Source organism: Georgenia sp. EYE_87 (assembly GCF_023148685.1).
GTDB lineage: Bacteria > Actinomycetota > Actinomycetes > Actinomycetales > Actinomycetaceae > Georgenia.
On record NZ_JAHXNL010000003.1, the window covers coordinates 463,505 to 481,428 of the forward strand.

The 17,924-nt window shown below is 74.4% G+C and carries 15 protein-coding genes and 1 pseudogene; 12 read left to right on the forward strand and 4 right to left on the reverse strand.

Annotation, left to right across the window (positions count from 1 at the left end; all coding sequences use genetic code 11):
- Positions 1-100: 100 nt before the first annotated feature.
- Complete coding sequence (locus KZX45_RS07895) at positions 101-583, reverse strand: nucleoside deaminase (protein ID WP_248257165.1); 483 nt, start codon at positions 581-583, stop codon at positions 101-103.
- A 29-nt stretch (positions 584-612) separates the two neighbouring features.
- Positions 613-1,059, reverse strand: coding sequence for an acyl-CoA thioesterase (locus tag KZX45_RS07900; protein WP_248257166.1), 447 nt, complete (start codon positions 1,057-1,059; stop codon positions 613-615).
- 147 nt (positions 1,060-1,206) lie between these two features.
- Here KZX45_RS07900 and KZX45_RS07905 point away from each other — a divergent pair, with 147 nt between their 5' ends.
- The 4 genes from KZX45_RS07905 (at position 1,207) to KZX45_RS07920 (ending at position 8,005) form a co-directional block, all read left to right on the forward strand.
- On the forward strand, positions 1,207-6,090 hold the full coding sequence (locus KZX45_RS07905) for an NAD-glutamate dehydrogenase (protein WP_248257167.1): 4,884 nt from the start codon (positions 1,207-1,209) through the stop codon (positions 6,088-6,090).
- A 90-nt stretch (positions 6,091-6,180) separates the two neighbouring features.
- Positions 6,181-6,564, forward strand: coding sequence for a YciI family protein (locus tag KZX45_RS07910; protein WP_248257168.1), 384 nt, complete (start codon positions 6,181-6,183; stop codon positions 6,562-6,564).
- Complete coding sequence (locus tag KZX45_RS07915) at positions 6,561-7,772, forward strand: RNA polymerase sigma factor (RefSeq protein ID WP_248257169.1); 1,212 nt, start codon at positions 6,561-6,563, stop codon at positions 7,770-7,772. Before KZX45_RS07910 ends, KZX45_RS07915 begins: the two co-directional genes overlap by 4 nt.
- Entirely contained in the window at positions 7,766-8,005 is a 240-nt protein-coding gene (locus KZX45_RS07920) for a hypothetical protein (RefSeq protein ID WP_248257170.1), read from the forward strand. Before KZX45_RS07915 ends, KZX45_RS07920 begins: the two co-directional genes overlap by 7 nt.
- Before the next feature lie 15 nt (positions 8,006-8,020).
- On the opposite strand, the gene KZX45_RS07925 is transcribed toward KZX45_RS07920, so the two are convergent.
- Positions 8,021-9,475 carry a GuaB1 family IMP dehydrogenase-related protein gene (locus KZX45_RS07925; protein ID WP_248257171.1) on the reverse strand — a complete coding sequence of 485 codons (1,455 nt, stop codon included), beginning with the start codon at positions 9,473-9,475 and terminating at the stop codon, positions 8,021-8,023.
- A 179-nt stretch (positions 9,476-9,654) separates the two neighbouring features.
- Between KZX45_RS07925 and KZX45_RS07930 the strand changes: the two genes are divergently transcribed.
- The 6 genes from KZX45_RS07930 (at position 9,655) to KZX45_RS07955 (ending at position 14,606) form a co-directional block, all read left to right on the forward strand.
- Positions 9,655-10,563, forward strand: a complete 909-nt coding sequence (locus KZX45_RS07930) for an alpha/beta fold hydrolase (protein WP_248257172.1) — start codon at positions 9,655-9,657, stop codon at positions 10,561-10,563.
- A 5-nt stretch (positions 10,564-10,568) separates the two neighbouring features.
- Positions 10,569-11,279, forward strand: coding sequence for an aspartate/glutamate racemase family protein (locus tag KZX45_RS07935; protein ID WP_248257173.1), 711 nt, complete (start codon positions 10,569-10,571; stop codon positions 11,277-11,279).
- Positions 11,280-11,386: 107 nt separating this feature from the next.
- Entirely contained in the window at positions 11,387-12,574 is a 1,188-nt protein-coding gene (locus KZX45_RS07940) for a S8 family serine peptidase (RefSeq protein ID WP_248257174.1), read from the forward strand.
- Positions 12,575-12,671: 97 nt separating this feature from the next.
- Positions 12,672-13,142 carry a hypothetical protein gene (locus KZX45_RS07945; RefSeq protein ID WP_248257175.1) on the forward strand — a complete coding sequence of 157 codons (471 nt, stop codon included), beginning with the start codon at positions 12,672-12,674 and terminating at the stop codon, positions 13,140-13,142.
- Positions 13,143-13,254: 112 nt separating this feature from the next.
- Entirely contained in the window at positions 13,255-14,154 is a 900-nt protein-coding gene (locus KZX45_RS07950; protein ID WP_248257176.1) for a sulfurtransferase, read from the forward strand.
- Positions 14,151-14,606 carry a SufE family protein gene (locus KZX45_RS07955; protein ID WP_248257177.1) on the forward strand — a complete coding sequence of 152 codons (456 nt, stop codon included), beginning with the start codon at positions 14,151-14,153 and terminating at the stop codon, positions 14,604-14,606. Before KZX45_RS07950 ends, KZX45_RS07955 begins: the two co-directional genes overlap by 4 nt.
- A 48-nt stretch (positions 14,607-14,654) precedes the next feature.
- Here the strand turns inward: KZX45_RS07955 and KZX45_RS07960 are convergent, their stop codons facing one another.
- Entirely contained in the window at positions 14,655-16,019 is a 1,365-nt protein-coding gene (locus tag KZX45_RS07960; protein WP_248257178.1) for an FAD-binding oxidoreductase, read from the reverse strand.
- A gap of 128 nt (positions 16,020-16,147) precedes the next feature.
- On the opposite strand from KZX45_RS07960, the gene pip reads away from it, so the two are divergent.
- The gene (gene pip / locus KZX45_RS07965; RefSeq protein WP_248257179.1) at positions 16,148-17,086 is read left to right on the forward strand and encodes a prolyl aminopeptidase; all 939 of its coding nucleotides are present in this window, start codon (positions 16,148-16,150) and stop codon (positions 17,084-17,086) included.
- Between the two features lie 150 nt (positions 17,087-17,236).
- Positions 17,237-17,924, forward strand: a pseudogene (locus KZX45_RS19900) (hypothetical protein); the annotation flags it as partial.

The following is a 17,924-nucleotide window of genomic DNA, read 5'->3' on the forward strand; positions in this document are numbered from 1 at the left end:
GACGCGTCCCGGCGGATCTGCCGCCGGGACGATGACCTCGGGCGCAGAACGCCCAGAACATGGTGCGGCGGACGGCGCCGGTCGGCAACCCGGGAGCCGCTCAGCCGGCGTGGTAGCGCCGGTGGAGCTCGCGCATCCGCAGGTCGAGCCCCGGGACGGGCCCCTCGACGGTGACGCCGGGGACGACGTCGTGCACGGGGACCGCCCGGACCGGCCCCGGCGCGACGCCGAGCTCGGCCAGCCACGCGCCGAGCTGGGCCGAGGAGTGCACGTACACGATCCGGCCGAGCCCCACCCATCCGTGCGCCGCCGAGCACATCGGGCAGTGCTCGCCGGAGGTGTAGACGGTCGCGGCCGCCCGCTCGGTCGCGCCCAGATGGGCGGCTGCCCACCGGGCGAGGGCGATCTCGGGGTGCGCCGTCGGGTCGCCGGTGCTCGCGATCCGGTTCCGGTCCTCGGCCAGCACCGTGCCGTCCGGGCCCACGAGCACGGAGCCGAAGGGCTGGTCGCCGGCCTCGAGCGCCTCCTCGGCGAGGTCGACGCAGCGCTGAAGGTGAGTCAGGTCGGGTCGCACGGTCGACATCCTGGCACGGACGCCTCGGCGCCGGTCCGCTACTCGCGGCCGTGCCGCTTGGCGGGCAGCCTGAGCCGCTCGGGGATGCGGTTGCGGTCGTAGGTGATCTCCGTGTAGCCGTGGGGCGCCGGGTGGCCGTCCGCGCCGAGGTTGACGAAGACGATCTTGTCGATCGTCAGGATGCTCTGCCGGGTGAAGAGGTTGCGCACCTCGGCGCGCATCGTCATCGAGGTGCGACCGAACGCCGTCGCCCGCAGACCCATCTCGACGATGTCGCCCTGCTCCGCGGAGCTGACGAAGTTGATCTCGGACATGTACTTCGTGACCACCCGCTCGTTGCCGAGCTGGATCATCACGTAGATCGCCGCCTCCTCGTCGATCCACCGCAGGAGGCTGCCGCCGAAGAGGGTGCCGTTGGCGTTGAGGTCCTCGGGCTTGATCCACTTCCGGGTGCGGAAGTTGATGTCGTCGTCGTCCGTGGTCATGGGGTCAGGGTACGGACGCAGCCTGTGGCCGACGCCTGCCGGCCGGGCCGGCGCCGTGCCCGAGGTTCGCCGCCGGACGTTCGTGCGTACCATCCCGGTCAGGGCCGACGACGGGCCGGGGCGAGACCTACGGAGGAATCCACCAGCATGGCTGCCACGCGTGACGCTGCTCGTACCGAGGTGTTCCGGAGGGCGGCCGAGTCGGCCGACGGCCTCCCGGGTGCCCTCCCGCCGGACGACTCCGTCGTGCTCCTGGAGCGCTACTACCGCGACGTCCTCACCGAGGACCTCCTCGACCAGGACCCGCGCGACCTGCTCGGCGCGGCCCTCTCCCACCGCGACGCCGCGCACGTGCGCCGCCCGGGCGAGACGATCGTGCGCGTCTTCACCCCCACCGTCGAGCAGGACGGCTGGTCCACGGGGCTGACGGTCATCGAGATCGTCACGGAGGACATGCCGTTCCTCGTCGACTCCATCTCGGCCGAGCTCGCCCGCCAGGGCCGGACGATCCGGCTGCTCGTCCACCCCCAGCCGCTGGTGCGGCGCGACGCGGACGGCGCGCTCCTCGAGGTCGTGGCCGAGGGTGAGGACGGGGCGGCGACGCGCGAGTCCTGGATCCACGTCCACGTCGACCGCGTCGACCAGGCGGAGGAGGAGCGCCAGCCGCTCGCGGTCGCCCTGCGCCGGGTCCTCGCGGACGTGCGCTCGGCCGTCACGGACTGGCCGCGCATGGAGGCCCGGGCCCGCGACATCTCCGCCCTGCTGCTCCAGGCGCCCCCCAGCGGGGTCGACGAGGAGGAGATCGTCCAGGCCCGCCACCTGCTCGACTGGCTCGTGGCCGGCCAGTTCATCTTCCTGGGCTACCGCGAGTACCGGTTCGAGCGCGGCGAGACCCCCGACGACGCCTCGCTCGAGGCCATCCCGGGCACCGGGCTCGGGCTGCTGCGCGACGAGGACCACCACGGCGGCCCGACCAAGCTGCCGCGGGCCGTCGCCCGGAAGGCGGCCGAGCCCCGTCTTGTCATCATCACCAAGGCCAACTCGCGCTCGACCGTCCACCGCCCCGACTACCTCGACTACATCAGCCTGAAGACGTTCGACGACGACGGCACGGTGGTCGGCGAGCAGCGGTTCCTTGGCCTGTTCACGCCCACCGCGTACAGCTGGTCGGTCCGTGAGGTGCCGTTCGTCTCCACCAAGGTGTCCCAGGTGCTCGCCCGCACGGGCTTCGCGCCCGAGAGTCACCTGGGGAAAGACCTCGTCGGCGTCCTCGAGGACTACCCCCGCGACGAGATGTTCCAGAGCGACGTCGACACCCTCACCGAGGTGGCGACCGCGGTGGTCCACCTCCAGGAACGTCCCCGCACGCGCCTGTTCCTGCGCCGCGACCAGTACCTGCGCTTCATGTCCTGCCTGGTCTACCTCGCCCGCGACCGGTACACCCCCGCGGTGGAGCGCCGGGTGGGCGCGCTGCTGAAGGAGGCCTTCCACGGCACGAGCGTGGAGAGCGACGCCCGGGTCTCCGAGTCCACGCTGGCCCAGCTGCACGTCGTGGTCCGGGTGGCGCGCGGCACCCAGCTGCCCGACGTCGACGCCGCCGAGCTCGAGCGGCGCGTGGTCGAGGCGACCCGCACCTGGGAGGAGGACCTCGCGGAGGCCGCCGCCACCCGCTACGGCGACGAGGGGGCCCGGATGGCCTCGCGGTTCGCCTTCCCCGAGGGGTACAAGGAGGACGTCGACGCCGTCGCCGCCGCGGAGGACCTGCGGCACCTGAGCGCGCTGACGGCGACGTCCCTCGGGCTCCACCTCTACCGGCCCGACGGCGCCGCCGAGGAGGAGCGTCGCCTCAAGCTGTACCGCCGCGGCGAGCTCTCGCTGTCCGCGGTGCTCCCGATCTTCCAGGGCCTCGGGCTCGAGGTGACGGACGAGCGCCCCCACACCCTCGAGGCGCTCGACGGCGGACGCATCCACGTCTACGACTTCGGCCTGCGCGCGGGCACCCCGCGGGCGTGGGCGGGCCAGGAGGACGCGGTCCGCGCGCGGCTGCAGGAGGCGTTCCTCGCGTCGTGGGAGCGCCGGGCGGAGAGCGACGGCTTCAACGCCCTCGTCCTCCTCGCCGGCCTGACCTGGCGGCAGGTGGTCGTGCTGCGCGCGGCGGCGGCGTACCTGCGCCAGACCGGCTCGATCTTCTCCCGTGAGTACGTCGAGGCGGCGCTGCGGGACAACCCGGCGCTCGCCGCGATGCTCGTGGAGCTGTTCGAGACGCGCTTCGACCCGGCCGGCCCGTACGGCGACGCCGCGGACGAGGCCCGCACGGCGGCCGAGGAGGACATCGCCCGGCGCATCACCGCCGCGCTCGACGACGTCGCCTCCCTCGACCAGGACCGCATCGTCCGCGCGCTGACGGGCGTGATCCGCTCCACCCTGCGCACGAACTACTACCAGCCCGGCCCCGGGCCGGCCCACGGCGGGGAGGGGGAGGCCGGCGCCGACGAGCACCGGCTCACCGTCGCCTTCAAGATCGACCCGCGCCGCCTGCGGGACCTGCCCGAGCCCCGGCCGATGTTCGAGATCTGGGTCTACAGCCCCCGCGTGGAGGGCGTGCACCTGCGCTTCGGCCCGGTCGCACGCGGCGGGCTGCGCTGGTCCGACCGGCGCGAGGACTTCCGCACCGAGGTCCTGGGCCTGGTCAAGGCCCAGACCGTCAAGAACGCGGTCATCGTCCCCACCGGCTCCAAGGGCGGCTTCTTCGTCAAGAACCCGCCGGACCCGGCCGTGGACCGGGAGGCGTGGCTGGCCGAGGGCACCGCCGCGTACCGGCTGTTCATCTCCTCCCTCCTCGACGTCACGGACAACATCGTCGGCGGCGACGTCGTCCCGCCGGAGCACGTGGTGCGGCACGACGGCGACGACCCCTACCTCGTCGTCGCGGCGGACAAGGGGACCGCCGCGTTCTCCGACGTCGCCAACGCCGTCTCCCGGGACTACGGCTTCTGGCTCGACGACGCCTTCGCCTCCGGCGGCTCCACCGGCTACGACCACAAGAAGATGGGGATCACCGCCCGCGGCGCGTGGGAGTCGGTCAAGCGCCACTTCCGCGAGCTGGGGCACGACACGCAGACCCAGGACTTCACCGTCGTCGGCATCGGGGACATGTCCGGCGACGTCTTCGGCAACGGGATGCTGCTCTCCGAGCACATCCGGCTGGTCGCCGCCTTCGACCACCGCCACGTCTTTCTCGACCCCGACCCCGACGCCGCCGCCTCCTACGCCGAGCGGCGCCGCCTCTTCGAGACGCCCCGCTCGTCCTGGGCGGACTACGACACCGGCCTGCTCAGCGAGGGCGGCGGGGTCTACCCCCGCACCGCGAAGTCCGTGCCGGTCACCGACCAGGTGCGGACCCGCCTCGGCCTCGACGACGACGTCACCGAGCTGACGCCCGCCGAGCTCATCCGGGCGGTGCTCCGGGCCCCGGTCGACCTGCTGTGGAACGGCGGGATCGGGACCTACGTCAAGGCCGCGGCGGAGACGGACGAGCAGATCGGGGACCGGTCCAACGACGCGATCCGCGTGGACGGCGCCGACCTGCGCTGCGCCGTGGTGGGCGAGGGCGGCAACCTCGGCTTCAGCCAGCGGGGGCGCGTGGAGGCGGCCCTGCACGGCGTGCACCTCAACACCGACGCCATCGACAACTCCGCCGGGGTCGACTCCTCCGACCACGAGGTCAACATCAAGATCCTGCTCACCGCCGTCACCCGGGCGGGGCGGATGACGCTGGAGGAGCGCAACGAGCTGCTCGGGTCGATGACGGACGAGGTCGCCGCCCGGGTGCTGCGCCAGAACTACGAGCAGAGCGTGCTGCTCGGCAACGCTCGCCGTCAGCACAACCAGATGGCGGGCGTCCACCGCCGGGCGATCGAGTGGCTCGAGGAGCGCGGCGAGCTCGACCGTGCGCTCGAGTTCCTCCCGAGCGACGCCGAGCTGGCAAGGCGGGCCGAGTCGGGCTCGGGCCTGACCTCGCCGGAGCTCGCGATCCTCGTCGCCTACGCCAAGCTCTCCCTCAAGGCCAGCCTCGTGGCCTCCGACCTGCCGGACGACCCGTGGTTCGAGGCCGAGCTCCGCGGCTACTTCCCGGAGCCGCTGCAGGAGCGGTTCGCGGAGGAGATGCGCGGGCACCGGCTGCGCCGGGAGATCATCGCGACCCGCGTGGCCAACTCGGTGGTCAACCGCGGCGGCACCTCCTTCGTCTACCGGGCCGCCGAGGAGACCGGCGCCGAGCCCGCGCAGATCGCGCGGGCGTTCGTCGTCGCCCGCGAGGTCTACGGCATCGCGCCGTTCGTCCGCGAGGTCGAGGCGCTCGACAACGTCGTCCCCACCGACGCGCAGGCTGACCTGTACCTGGAGTTCCGCCGGCTGCTGGACCGCTCGGTGCGCTGGCTGGTCCAGCACCGGCCCGAGGGGCTGGACGTCGCGGCGGAGATCGAGCGGTTCGGCGGCGCCGCCCGGACCCTCACGCCGCTGATCCCGGACCTGCTGCGCGGCCGGGCGCTCGCCGACGCCGAGCGGCGCCGCGACCATCTCGCCGGGGCCGGCGTGCCGGACGACCTGGCCCGGCGGTACGGCGCCCTCGTGGAGGAGTTCGCCGTGCTCGACGTCGTCGAGCTCGCCGAGCGCACCGGCCAGCCGCTCGAGGTGGTGGCGGAGATGCGGTTCGCCGCGGAGGAGCACTTCGGCATCGGGGCGCTGCTCGCGCGGGTCGGCGAGCTGCCCCGCGAGGGCCGCTGGGACACCCTCGCCCGGGCCGCCGCCCGGGAGGACCTCTACGCGGTCCTCAACACCCTCACGGCGCGCGTCATCGGGGAGACCGACGACGACGGTTCGCCCGACCACCGGCTGAAGGTCTGGGACCGGGCGAACGCCGCCTACCTGGGGCGGGCCCGCTCCGCCGTCGAGGGTGTCAACGACCTCGACGTGGCCGGGCTCGCGCCGCTGTCCGTGGCGCTGCGCGCCCTGCGGGCGGGGGCGAGGTAGCGGCTCCGCAGATCCTGCCGGAGGTGTGTCGAGAACGGGACCCCGGTCTCGACCACGGGGCGAGGGGACACGCAACCACAGGAGGCTGACATGGACACCCCCGGCAAGTACCTGCTGCTCATCTACCTCGCCGCGAACGCCCGGGAGGAGTGGGAAGCCATGAGCCCGGCCGAGCAGGCCGCCGGCCTCGACCTCCACGCCCGCCTGCGGGAGGACCTGGCCGGGAGCGGGGAGCTCGTCGTCGCGGAGGCGCTCGCGGACGGCTCGGCCGCCCGGCAGGTCCGGGTGGTCGACGGGCGGACCCAGACCACGGACGGCCCGTTCGGGGAGAGCAAGGAGTTCCTCGCGGGCTTCTACCTCGTGGAGTGCGAGAGTCTCGACCGCGCCACCGAGCACGCCGCGCGTCTGCCCGAGGCGACCTTCGGGCGGGTCGAGGTCCGGCCCGTCCTCCAGCTCGGCGGGGGCGAGATGTGACCGACGACGGCGTCGGGGACCTGCTGCGCGACCTGGCGCCGCGGGTCCTCGGCCGGCTCGTGCGGCGCCACGGCGACCTGGCCACCTGCGAGGACGCCGTCCAGGAGGCGCTGCTCGCCGCCGCCCTGCAGTGGCCCCGCGAGGGCGTTCCCGCCAGCCCGCAGGGGTGGCTGACCACGGTCGCCTCCCGCCGCCTCGTCGAGATCGTGCGCAACGAGAGCGCCCGGCGACGGCGGGAGGTCGCCGTCGTCGCCGCCGAGCCGGACCCGCCCCCGCCGGGCGCGTCGGAGGACGACACGCTCACCCTGCTGCTCCTGTGCTGCCACCCGGCGCTGACCCCGCCCGCCCAGGTGACCCTCACCCTGCGCGCGGTCGGCGGGCTGACGACGGCGGAGATCGCCCGGGCCCTCCTGGTGCCGGAACCGACCGTGGCGCAGCGGGTCAGCCGGGCCAAGCAGCGCGTCCGGGCCGCCGGCGCCCGGTTCGAGCTGCCCCCTGCCGACCGGCTCGGCGAGCGCGTGCGCGCCGTGCGCCAGGTGCTGTACCTGATCTTCAACGAGGGCTACACCGCCAGTGCCGGGCCCGCGCTGCAGCGGGTGGAGCTCACCGCGGAGGCGATCCGGCTCACCCGGCAGCTCCACGCCCGGCTGCCGGAGGACGCCGAGACCGCCGGGCTGCTCGCGCTCATGCTGCTCACCGACGCCCGCCGCCCAGCGCGCACCGGGCCCGCCGGCGAGCTCGTCCCGCTCGCCGAGCAGGACCGCGGCCGCTGGCTCACCGCGTCGATCGTCGAGGGCGTCGACCTCCTCACCCGCACGCTCGCCTCGGGCCGGCCGGTCGGGCCCTACCAGCTGCAGGCGGCGATCGCGGCGGTGCACGACGAGGCGCCGTCGGCGGCGGAGACCGACTGGTCCCAGATCCTGGGTCTCTACGACCTCCTCGACGCCGCGGCGCCGTCGCCGGTCGTCACCCTCAACCGCGCGGTGGCCGTCGCGATGGTGCACGGTCCCCGTGCCGGGCTGGCGGCGCTCGCCGACGCCGAGGCGGCGCTGGCGGGGCACCATCGGCTCGACGCCGTCCGGGGGCACCTGCTGCAGCTGGCCGGCCAGCCGGAGGCGGCCCGGGAGCACTACCTGCGCGCCGCCCGGCGCACCCTGAGCATCCCGGAGCGGCGGTACCTCCTCTCGCGGGCGGGGCGGGCGTGCTAGGAGGCGCCAAGCCCCTGCACGAGACCACCGGGAGCTGGAAGGCCGTCGTCGACTCCGCCACCGACCGGATCCTCGGCGTCGCGCTGCTCGGGCACGGCTCCGGCGAGGTGGTCACCGCCGTGCAGCTGGCCATGGTGGGCGGGCTCACCTACCAGCAGGTGCGCGACGCGGTCATCACGCACCCGACGACGGGGGAGGGCCTTAACCTGCTCCTCGACGCGCTCGGGGACTGACGACCCGCGGCGCCCTCACCACCCCGCGGGGAGCGGGCGCCCCTCCTCGTAGCCGGCGGACGACTGCACGCCGACCCGCGCCCGCTCGGCGAACTCGGCCAGGGTGCGTACCCCCGCGTAGGTGCAGGATGACCGCAGCCCGGAGGTGATGACGTCGAGCAGGTCCTCCACGCCAGGGCGGTCGGGGTCGAGGTACATGCGCGAGGCGGAGATGCCCTCCTCGTACAGGGACTTGCGGGCCCGCTCGAAGCCGGACACGCGCCCGGCGGTCCGGGCGGCGACGGCGCGGGCCGAGGCCATCCCGAAGCTCTCCTTGTACAGGCGGCCGGTGCCGTCGGTGTGGAGGTCGCCGGGGGACTCGTACGTGCCCGCGAACCACGACCCGATCATCACCTGCGAGGCGCCCGCCGCGAGCGCCAGGGCGACGTCGCGCGGGTGCCGCACCCCGCCGTCGGCCCACACGTGGGCGCCCAGCTCCCGGGCTGCCTCCGCGCACTCGAGCACCGCGGAGAACTGCGGCCGCCCGACGGCGGTCTGCATGCGGGTGGTGCACATCGCGCCCGGCCCCACGCCCACCTTGACGATGTCCGCGCCGGCGGCGACCAGATCGCGCACGCCGTCGGCGGTGACGACGTTGCCCGCCGCCACGGGGACCTGCGGGTCCACCGAGCGCACCGCGTCGAGCGCGCGGAGCATCCGCTCCTGGTGACCGTGCGCGGTGTCGACGACGAGCACGTCCACCCCGGCGTCGAGCAGGGCGCGTGCCTTGCCGGCGACGTCGCCGTTGATCCCGACGGCGGCCCCCACGCGCAGGCGCCCACGGGTGTCGACGGCGGGGGTGTAGACGCTCGAGCGCAGCGCGCCGCGGCGGGAGAGCACCCCGACCAGGCGGCCGTCGCGGACCACCGGTGCGAGCTTGAGGCGTGCGTGGGTCAGCTCGTCGAACGCGGCCTCGAGGCCGGCGCGCCCGCGGTCGAGCACCGCGGCGTCGATGACCTGCGGGTCCGCGGACATCACCTGGTGCACCTGGGTGAAACGGTCGACGTCCTCCCAGTCGGCCTCCGAGATCACCCCGACCGGCCGGCCGTCCTCGACCACCACGACCGCGCCGTGGGAGCGCTTGCCGATCAGCGACAGGGCCGTGTGCACGGTGTCGTGCGGGCCGACGGTCACCGGCGTCTCGATGACGGTGTCCTTCGCCTTGACGTCGGCGACCACGTCGGCCACGACGTCGGTGGGCACGTCCTGCGGCAGGATCGTGATCCCGCCGCGGCGGGCGACCGTCTCGGACATCCGCCGGCCGGCCACCGCCGTCATGTTCGCGACGACGACCGGGATGGTCGTGCCCGTGCCGTCCGTCGTCGTGAGGTCGACGTCGAAGCGGGACGGGACGTCCGACCGCGCCGGGACGAGGAAGACGTCGGCGTAGGTGAGGTCGGTCGAGGGCTGGTGCCCGGGCAGGAAGCGCATGCGCCCATTGTCCGTGACGCCGCCTCCCGCCGGTCGCTCAGAGTCAGCGGCCCACCGCACCGCCGACCCGGGGGCGAACGGTGGCAGGAGGAGGGAGCGTCACGGCGTGGGGCTGCCCGTACCATCGTCACGCCTACGGGCACCAAGGCCGGGACGGGCCACGACCACGGGAGCCGACGATGACGAGCACGCCGACAGCTACCGGACGCCCGCGCGCGAAGGACGTGGCGCGGGTCGCCGCGCTGCGCGCCGCCTTCGGCGGGCTCGACGCCGTCGCCCCCTCGCTCGCGGCGCGGTGGGCGCTGCGCGTGTGGTGCACGCTGCCCGCCAACGGCGGGCGCCGCCGTGACGAGCGGCCCGGCGCCGGCGAGCGGTCCACGGTGGACCTGCCCGGTGGCCGCACCGTCGCCGTCGAGACCTGGGGTTCGGGGGACCCCGTCTACCTCGTGCACGGCTGGGGCGGCTGGCGGGGCCAGCTCGGCGCCTTCGTCGCCCCGGTCGTCGCAGCCGGACGGCGCGTGATCGGCTTCGACGCCCCGAGCCACGGCGAGTCCGCGCCCGGGGCCCTCGGGCGGGGACGCAGCACCGCCGTCGAGATGGCGGAGGCGCTCGCGGCCGTCGGGCGGCGGCACGGGGCGCCGAGCGCCGTCGTCGCCCACTCGCTCGGCTGCACGACGGCGGCCCTCGCCCTCGCGGACGGGATGCCGGTGGGCCGGCTCGCCTTCGTCGCACCCAGCGCCGACGTGATGGCGATGACGGCGCAGCTGGCCCGCACGCTCGGGTACGGCGAACGGACCAGGCGGCTCTTCGACGCGCGGCTCGAGGCGCTCGCGGGCCGCCCGCTGACGGACTTCGACCTCACCCGGACGTCCGCGGCCACCCCGACGCTCGTGGTCCACGACCGGCACGACAAGGAGGTGCCGTACGCCGAGAGTCTGCGCATCGCCGAGGCGTGGCCCGCCGCCACGCTGGTGACCACCGAGGGCCTGGGTCACCAGCGCATCCTGCGCGACCCCGGGGTGGTGGCGCGCGTGGCCGAGTTCGTCACCGGCGAGCGCCCGGACGGTGCGGGTTCTGCGGCACAGTAGGGGGCATGCGGACCATCGGGCTGATCGGCGGCATGAGCTGGTACTCCTCCGCCGAGTACTACCGCGTGATCAACGCGGAGGTGCAGCGCCGGCTGGGCGGGCACCACTCCGCCGAGCTGGTGATGATCTCCCTGGACTTCGAGGTGATCCGCGCGTGCCAGCTGGACGGCGACTGGGCCCGCGCCGGCCGGCTGCTCGCGGACGCCGGGCGGCGGCTGGAGGGGGCGGGCGCCGACGTCGTCCTCATCGGCACCAACCTCATGCACAAGGTGGCGGACGACGTCGAGGCGGCCCTCGGCGTGCCGCTGCTGCACATCGGCGACGCCGTGGGCCGCGCCGCCGTCGCGGCCGGGCACCGCACCGTCGGGATCCTCGGGACCCGGTGGGTGATGAGCGAGCCGTTCTACGCCGACCGGCTCGCGCGCCACGGCGTCCGGGCCGTGGTCCCGCCGGAGGAGGAGCGGGGGATGATCGACCAGATCATCTTCGACGAGCTCACCCGGGGGATCGTCTCGGACGTCTCGCGACGGCGGTACGTCCGGGTTCTCGAGGGGCTCAGGGCGGCCGGGGCGGAAGCCGTGGTACTGGCCTGCACGGAGATCGAGCTGCTCATCGGGCCCGAGGACAGCCCGCTGCCGGTGATCGACTCCATGCGCGCCCATGCGCTGCACGCCGTGGAGGTCTCCCTGGAGGACGCGGACGTCAGCGGTCCGTGATTGGGTCGTGCCCGAGCACACGCAAGCCGTCGTGCGGCGGCTCCAGCTCCACGACATGCACGCGACCAGGCTCTGACGCTTCCCACCGACACCCGAGGAGACCCCGCTTGCACACCGACACCTACACCGTCCTGCGCCACCCCGAGCGCGTGCCGCTGGCCGTGCGCTCCCAGGCATCGGCGCGGTCCCTCGGGGACGGGCTCGCCACGCTGCCCGAGGTGGACATCGCCCGGCTCAGCAAGGACGAGCTGCGGGAGGTCGCCGGCGACCCCGAGGTCCGCGCGGTCGCACCCGTGATGCCTACCCGCCTGGTCTTCCCGGTCGCGGGACCCCGGGCGGTGACGGCCGTCGAGGCAGGGCCCGCCTGGGGCGTGGCCGCCGTCGGCGCCGACTCGTCTGCGCGCACCGGCGCGGGGGTGACGGTGGCCGTGCTGGACACAGGCATCGACGCCGCCCACCCGGCCTTCGCCGGCGCGACGGTGGTGGAGGAGGACTTCACCGGGAGCGGCAACGGTGACGTGCAGGGTCACGGGACGCACTGCGCGGGCACGGTGCTCGGACGGGACGTGGAGGGGGCGCGGATCGGCGTCGCGCCCGGGGTCGGCCGTCTGCTGGCGGGGAAGGTGCTCGGCGACGACGGCAGCGGCGACTCCACGATGCTCTTCAACGGGATCCAGTGGGCGCTGCGCGAGGGGGCGCACGTAATCTCCATGTCCCTCGGGTTCGACTTCCCCGGGCTGGTCCGTCGCCTGGTGGACGACGGCTGGCCGGCGGACCTCGCGACGTCGGCGGCGCTGGAGGGGTACCGGGCGAACCTGCGGATGTTCGACGCGCTCATGGAGGTGGTGCGCAGCCAGGCCGCGTTCGGGCACGGTGCGGTGGTGGTCGCCGCCGCCGGGAACGAGAGCCGGCGCGACGAGCACCCAGACCTGGAGATCGCCGTCTCGCTGCCCGCGGCCGCCGACGGGATCGTGTCGGTCGGCGCGCTCGGGCGCGGTCCCGACGGGCTGGTGGTCGCGCCGTTCTCCAACACCTTCCCCCAGGTGGCGGCCCCCGGGGTCGACGTGGTCTCGGCGCAGCGTGGCGGTGGCCTGTCGAGCCTGAGCGGGACGAGCATGGCCGCTCCCCACGTGGCGGGCGTGGCGGCGCTGTGGTGGGAGGAGGTCCTCTCCACCGCACTGCCGGGGACCGCCGCCACCGTGACCGCGCGCCTGCTGGCGAACAGCGACCTCACCGCCCTCGCCCCGGGCGTCGAGGTGGCCGACCGGGGCGTCGGCGTCGTGCGGGCCCCCTGACCTCTGGCACGGCCCGGGGACCCGACAGCCCGGCCAGGGCGTGCGCCGGTGCCTGACGGTGACGCACAATGGCTGCTCCCAGACCCAGGAGGACCCCTTGCGTCACCGCTCCATGCTCGCCGCCGCCGCCGTCTCGCTCACCCTGCTGGTCGGCTCCTGCTCGGCCGAGGACGTCCCCGAGGAGGTCCGGCAGTCCGCCTCCGACGTCGTCGAGGGTCTTGGTGACTCCGCCGAGGAGGCGCGCACGGCGCTGGAGGGTGCGGCCGAGGAGGCGCGTTCGGCGGCGGAGGACGCCCGCTCGCAGCTGGAGGACCTCGACCCAGAGGCGCGCACCGCCGTCGAGGACGCCGTCGGCTCCGCCCAGGAGGCGGTGCAGGACGCGGAGGCGGCTCTCTCCGGGACCGGGGACGAGGCCGAGGCCGCCAAGGAGGAGGCGCGGACCGCGCTGGAGGACGCCAGGGCCAAGCTGGAGGAGGCGTCCGAGCAGGCCGATGGCACGGTGCGAGGTGCGCTCGACGAGCTCTCCGCCAAGATCGACGAGCTGCGAACCCAGCTCGACCGGACCTGACCGACACACATGCCGCCGCCCCGCGCGGCGGCCCCGGAGCCGCTTAGGTCCTGCACCGCACGCGGTGAGAGGATCGGGGCAGCATCCCGACCCGAGCGTGGAGGTTCTGACGATGGCACTGCCCTACGACGACGACCCGAAGTTCGCCGACTACGCGCACCCCGAGCGGCTGGTGAGCACCGACTGGCTCGCCCGGAACCTCGGGACGGAGGGGCTCGTCGTCGTCGAGAGCGACGAGGACGTGCTGCTGTACGAGACCGGGCACATCCCCGGGGCCGTCAAGGTGGACTGGCACCTCGACCTCAACGACCCGGTCGCGCGGGACTACGTCGACGGCGAGGGCTTCGCCCGGCTCATGTCCGCCAAGGGCATCACGCGCGAGAGCACGGTGGTGCTCTACGGCGACAAGAACAACTGGTGGGCCGCCTACGCCCTGTGGGTGTTCACTCTCTTCGGGCACCCGGACGTGCGGTTGCTCGACGGCGGCCGGGCGAAGTGGCAGGCCGAGGGCCGCGAGATGGTCACCGGGACCCCCACGCCCGCCGCGACCGAGTACCCGGTGGTCGAGCGCGACGACACGCGGATCCGGGCCTACAAGGATGACGTGCTGGAGTTCCTCGGCGGCCAGCTCGTCGACGTCCGCTCCCTCCCCGAGTACACCGGCGAGCGCACGCACATGCCCGACTACCCGCAGGAGGCCAGCCTCCGCGGCGGCCACATCCCCGGCGCGCTGTCTGTGCCGTGGGCGCGGGCCGCGAACGAGGACGGCACCTTCAAGGACCGTGACGCGCTCGCCGCGATCTACGAGCAGGAGCAGGGCCTGACCCCGCGCGAGCCGGTGATCGCGTACTGCCGCATCGGTGAGCGGTCGAGCCACACCTGGTTCGTGCTCCAGCACCTGCTGGGCTTCGAGGACGTGCGCAACTACGACGGCTCGTGGACGGAGTGGGGCAACGCCGTGCGCGTGCCGATCGCCGTCGGCGAGGAGCCCGGCGAGGTGCCCGCCCGATGACCGCGACCACCGAGGGCCTGCCCGCCGCCTTCGCGGCGATCGTCGACGACTTCAACGCCGTGAGCGCCCCGGACCGGCTGCAGATGCTGCTGGAGTTCAGCCGCAACCTGCCGGCCCTGCCCGAGCGGTACGCCGAGCACCCCGAGCTCCTCGAGCCGGTGCCGGAGTGCCAGTCGCCGATCTTCCTCGTGGCGGAGGTCGACGGCGCGGGGGACGACGCGGTCGTCCACCTGCACTTCCAGGCGCCTCAGGAGTCCCCCACCACCAGCGGCTTCGCCGGGATCCTCCACGAGGGGCTCGACGGGCTGACGGCGGCCGAGGTGCTGGCCGTGCCCGCCGACGTCTCCGACCGGCTCGGGCTGGCCCAGGCCGTGAGCCCGCTGCGCCTGCGTGGCATGGCGGGCATGCTGGGCAGGATCAAGCGCCAGGTCCGGGAGAAGGCCGCGGCCTGAGGCGCCTGGCCGCCCACCCGCGGCCGGTCCGCCGTCGCCCGCTCGGTCTCAGCCGGCGGGCGGCACGTTCTGGTTGAGCCGGAACAGGTTGTCCGGGTCGTAGCGCCGCTTGACCTCCACCAGCCGGTCCCAGGTCCCGCCCGGGTAGGCGGCGCGCACGCGCTCCGGGCTCTCGCGGCCCATGAAGTTCACGTAGGCGGCGTCGTCGAGCATGCCCGACGCCTCCTCGAGCCAGCGCTCCTGCCGGGCGCGGTCCTCGGGGCCGTCGCAGAACGCCACGAGCATGAGCATCATCGGCTGGTCACGGTGGGCGAAGGCGGTGGCGGCGGCGTCGACCCGGGACACGGCACCTCCCAGGACCCGGATCTGGACGATCCGGGCCGAGCCCGGCGTCGCCACCGCCGCCGCGAGAGCTGCCGCCTCAGGTGCGCCGATCCTGCGGGCGAAGCCGCCGCGGGAGACCACCTCCGGCATCGGGCCCGGCTCCTCGCCCTGGAAGATCTCCGGGTAGCGGATCGGTCGGACGAGGTCGGCGTACGGCTCGGCGAGCCTCCGGAACGGCTCCAGCGTCTGCTGCGCGGCCTCGAGCGGGCCGGTGTGGACCAGCTGCGCCATCAGGACCGGCCGACCGTGCACCTCGGCCGGCACGAACGGCAGCGGCGGGCACGGCATGAGGTTGGCGATGGTGCTCAGCTCGTCCGGGGCCGCGCCCGCCAGGCTGACGAACCCTTCGATCACCTCGGCGGTGGCCGGAAGGACGAGCATCCCGCCGAGCACCTCGTCGACGGGGTGCAGACGGAAGGTCAGGCGGGTCACGACGCCGACGTTCCCGCCGCCACCCTTGACCGCCCAGAACAGGTCCGCGTGGTGGTCGGCGTCCGCCTCGAGGACGCCGCCGTCGGCGGTGACCACCTCCGCGGCCAGCAGGGAGTCGATCGTGAGGCCGTACCTGCGGGTGAGCAGGCCCATCCCGCCGCCGACGGTGATGCCGCCGATGCCCACGGACCCCGTGTCGCCGAAGCCGGTCGCGAGGCCGTGACGGCCGACCGCCTCGTTGTACTCGCCCGCGGTCAGCCCCGGCTGAACCCGGGCGGAGCGGTGCTCGAGGTCGACCTCCAGCTCCTTCATCTCCCCGAGGTCGAGGAGGATGCCACCCTCCGTGGTGCTGTACCCGGCGCCGCTGTGCCCGCCGCTGCGCACCGCGAGCTCGAGCCCGCTCTCGCGGGCCGCCGCGACTGCGTGCACGACGTCGGCGGTGCTCCGCGCCCGGACGATGACGACCGGCCTGGCGTCCGGCGCGCCGCTGGGGGTGGTGCGGAGGGTCTCGTAGTCGGCCTCGCCGGGCGCGATGACCCGGCCGCTGACGTGCTGGCGCAGACGCTCGGTCACGTCCGCCGTTGCCAAGGGATTCATGAGGGTCCTCGTCGGTCGTGAGGTGTGGGCGGCCCGGATCGACGCGCCGCGATGTCCACGAGCGGCGCGCGGTGTGATGACGCCGATACGGTAGGAGCCGCCGCGTCAGCCACGGAAGGGAATTTTCCGTGCCCGTCCACCCGCCGATCGAGCCGTACGAGACAGGGATGCTCGACGTCGGCGACGGGCACCGCCTCTACTGGGAGATGTCCGGGAACCCGGCGGGCCGCCCGGTGGTGGTGCTGCACGGCGGGCCCGGCTCGGGCAGCCGCCCGGGCTGGCGGCAGTGGTTCGACCCGCAGGTCTTCCAGGTGGTCCAGCTGGACCAGCGCAACAGCGGTCGCAGCGTGCCGCACGCGAGCGAGCCGGTGGTCGATCTCTCGACCAACACCACGGCGCACCTGATCGCCGACCTCGAGCGGCTGCGTGAGCACGTCGGGATCGACCGATGGCTGGTCCTCGGGCTCTCCTGGGGCACGACGTTGGGGCTCGCCTACGCCGAGCAGCACCCCGACCGGGTCACGGGCATGGTGCTGACCTCGGTCACGACGACGACCCACGCCGAGGTCGACTGGCTGACCCGTGCGATGGGGCGGGTTTTCCCCGAGGCGTGGGAGAGGCTCCGCGACGGCGTACCCGAGGGCGAGCGCGACGGTAACCTCGCGGCGGCCTACAGCCGCCTGCTTCACGACGCCGCCCCCGAGGTCCGGGATCGCGCCGCCCGCGCCTGGTGCGACTGGGAGGACACGCACGTCGCCACGCATCCGGGGCATCGCCCGCACCGTGGATTCGAGGACCCCGCCTTCCGTCTCGGATTCGCACGGGTCGTCACGCACTACTTCTCCCACGCTGCCTTCCTCGAGGACGGAGCGCTCCTGCGCGGCGCCGGGGCGCTGGCCGGGATCCCGGGAGTGCTCGTCACGGGGCGCCTCGACATCTCCGGGCCCGCCGACACCGCCTGGCACCTGCACCGCGCCTGGCCGGGTAGCGAGCTGTGGATCATCGAGGGGTCCGGCCACGGAGCCACAGGGGAAGCGATCGCCGCGGCCATCGCACGCTTTGCTTGAGCCTGCCCTTCACGTCGCTCGAGCCCGGTCGGCAAGTGCCCCGGCCCGGATCTCGTCGGTGCGGCGGCCCGGCGCCCTCATGTCGCTGGGGTTTGCACAGGTGAGGGATGCGTCGGGTCCGATGTCAGTGGTCGAACATACGATCGATTCATGGACGCAGGCGAGGTTCGTGGTGGTGGCGGGTGGTGCTGCCCGGAGGACGGGTGGCGCGGTCCGTGCGCGCACCTGCTCGCCCTGGCCAGTGCGGTGGGGGCGGCGGAGCGGCTGGCGCGGGCGCGGGAGCTGTCGTCGGCGGGGCTGCGGGGGTTGGGGGTGCTGCTGGAGGCGGGGGATCCGTGGGCGCAGGGGGTGCTGGAGGACCTGCTCGGCGCGGACGGGGAGAGCCCGGCGCGGCCGGTGGCGCCGGTGGACGTGGAGGGTGCGGCGGTGCTGGGTGGGCTGGTGCCGGCGGGGTTCACGCGCACCTCGCCGCTGCCGGCCGAGGACGCAGACGCGGACCCCGACGCGGACCGGTCTTCGGGCACCGATCGCCCGTCCGGCACCGGGACGGACGGTCCCGCCGGCCGCCCGCCCGGCACCGGCGACGGCAGCGCCGCCGCCGAGGACGCCGCCGGCACCGACCACCCGTCCGATGCCGCGGCCGACACGGACGCGGACGCCGCCGCCGACACGGACGTCGACGGTGACGGTGAGGGGTTGGTGGACGGGGGTCCGGCGTGGTCGCGGGCGTTGCGGCGGCGGGTGTCGGAGGTCTTCGACCCGGCGGTGGCGGACAACGGTGCTGGGTCTCTGGGGGTCGGGGTGGGGGTGCTGGCGGGGATGCGTGGGGGTGCGGACC

Bases quoted from the DNA above. Each gene is read 5' to 3' on its own strand.
- KZX45_RS07905 (WP_248257167.1), top strand. From the start codon at position 1,207: ATGGCTGCCACGCGTGACGCTGCTCGTACCGAGGTGTTCCGGAGGGCG.
- KZX45_RS07910 (WP_248257168.1), top strand. From the start codon at position 6,181: ATGGACACCCCCGGCAAGTACCTGCTGCTCATCTACCTCGCCGCGAAC.
- KZX45_RS07930 (WP_248257172.1), top strand. From the start codon at position 9,655: ATGACGAGCACGCCGACAGCTACCGGACGCCCGCGCGCGAAGGACGTG.
- KZX45_RS07960 (WP_248257178.1), bottom strand. From the start codon at position 16,019: ATGAATCCCTTGGCAACGGCGGACGTGACCGAGCGTCTGCGCCAGCAC.
- KZX45_RS07955 (WP_248257177.1), top strand. From the start codon at position 14,151: ATGACCGCGACCACCGAGGGCCTGCCCGCCGCCTTCGCGGCGATCGTC.
- KZX45_RS07950 (WP_248257176.1), top strand. From the start codon at position 13,255: ATGGCACTGCCCTACGACGACGACCCGAAGTTCGCCGACTACGCGCAC.
- KZX45_RS07935 (WP_248257173.1), top strand. From the start codon at position 10,569: ATGCGGACCATCGGGCTGATCGGCGGCATGAGCTGGTACTCCTCCGCC.
- KZX45_RS07925 (WP_248257171.1), bottom strand. From the start codon at position 9,475: ATGCGCTTCCTGCCCGGGCACCAGCCCTCGACCGACCTCACCTACGCC.
- KZX45_RS07895 (WP_248257165.1), bottom strand. From the start codon at position 583: ATGTCGACCGTGCGACCCGACCTGACTCACCTTCAGCGCTGCGTCGAC.
- KZX45_RS07900 (WP_248257166.1), bottom strand. From the start codon at position 1,059: ATGACCACGGACGACGACGACATCAACTTCCGCACCCGGAAGTGGATC.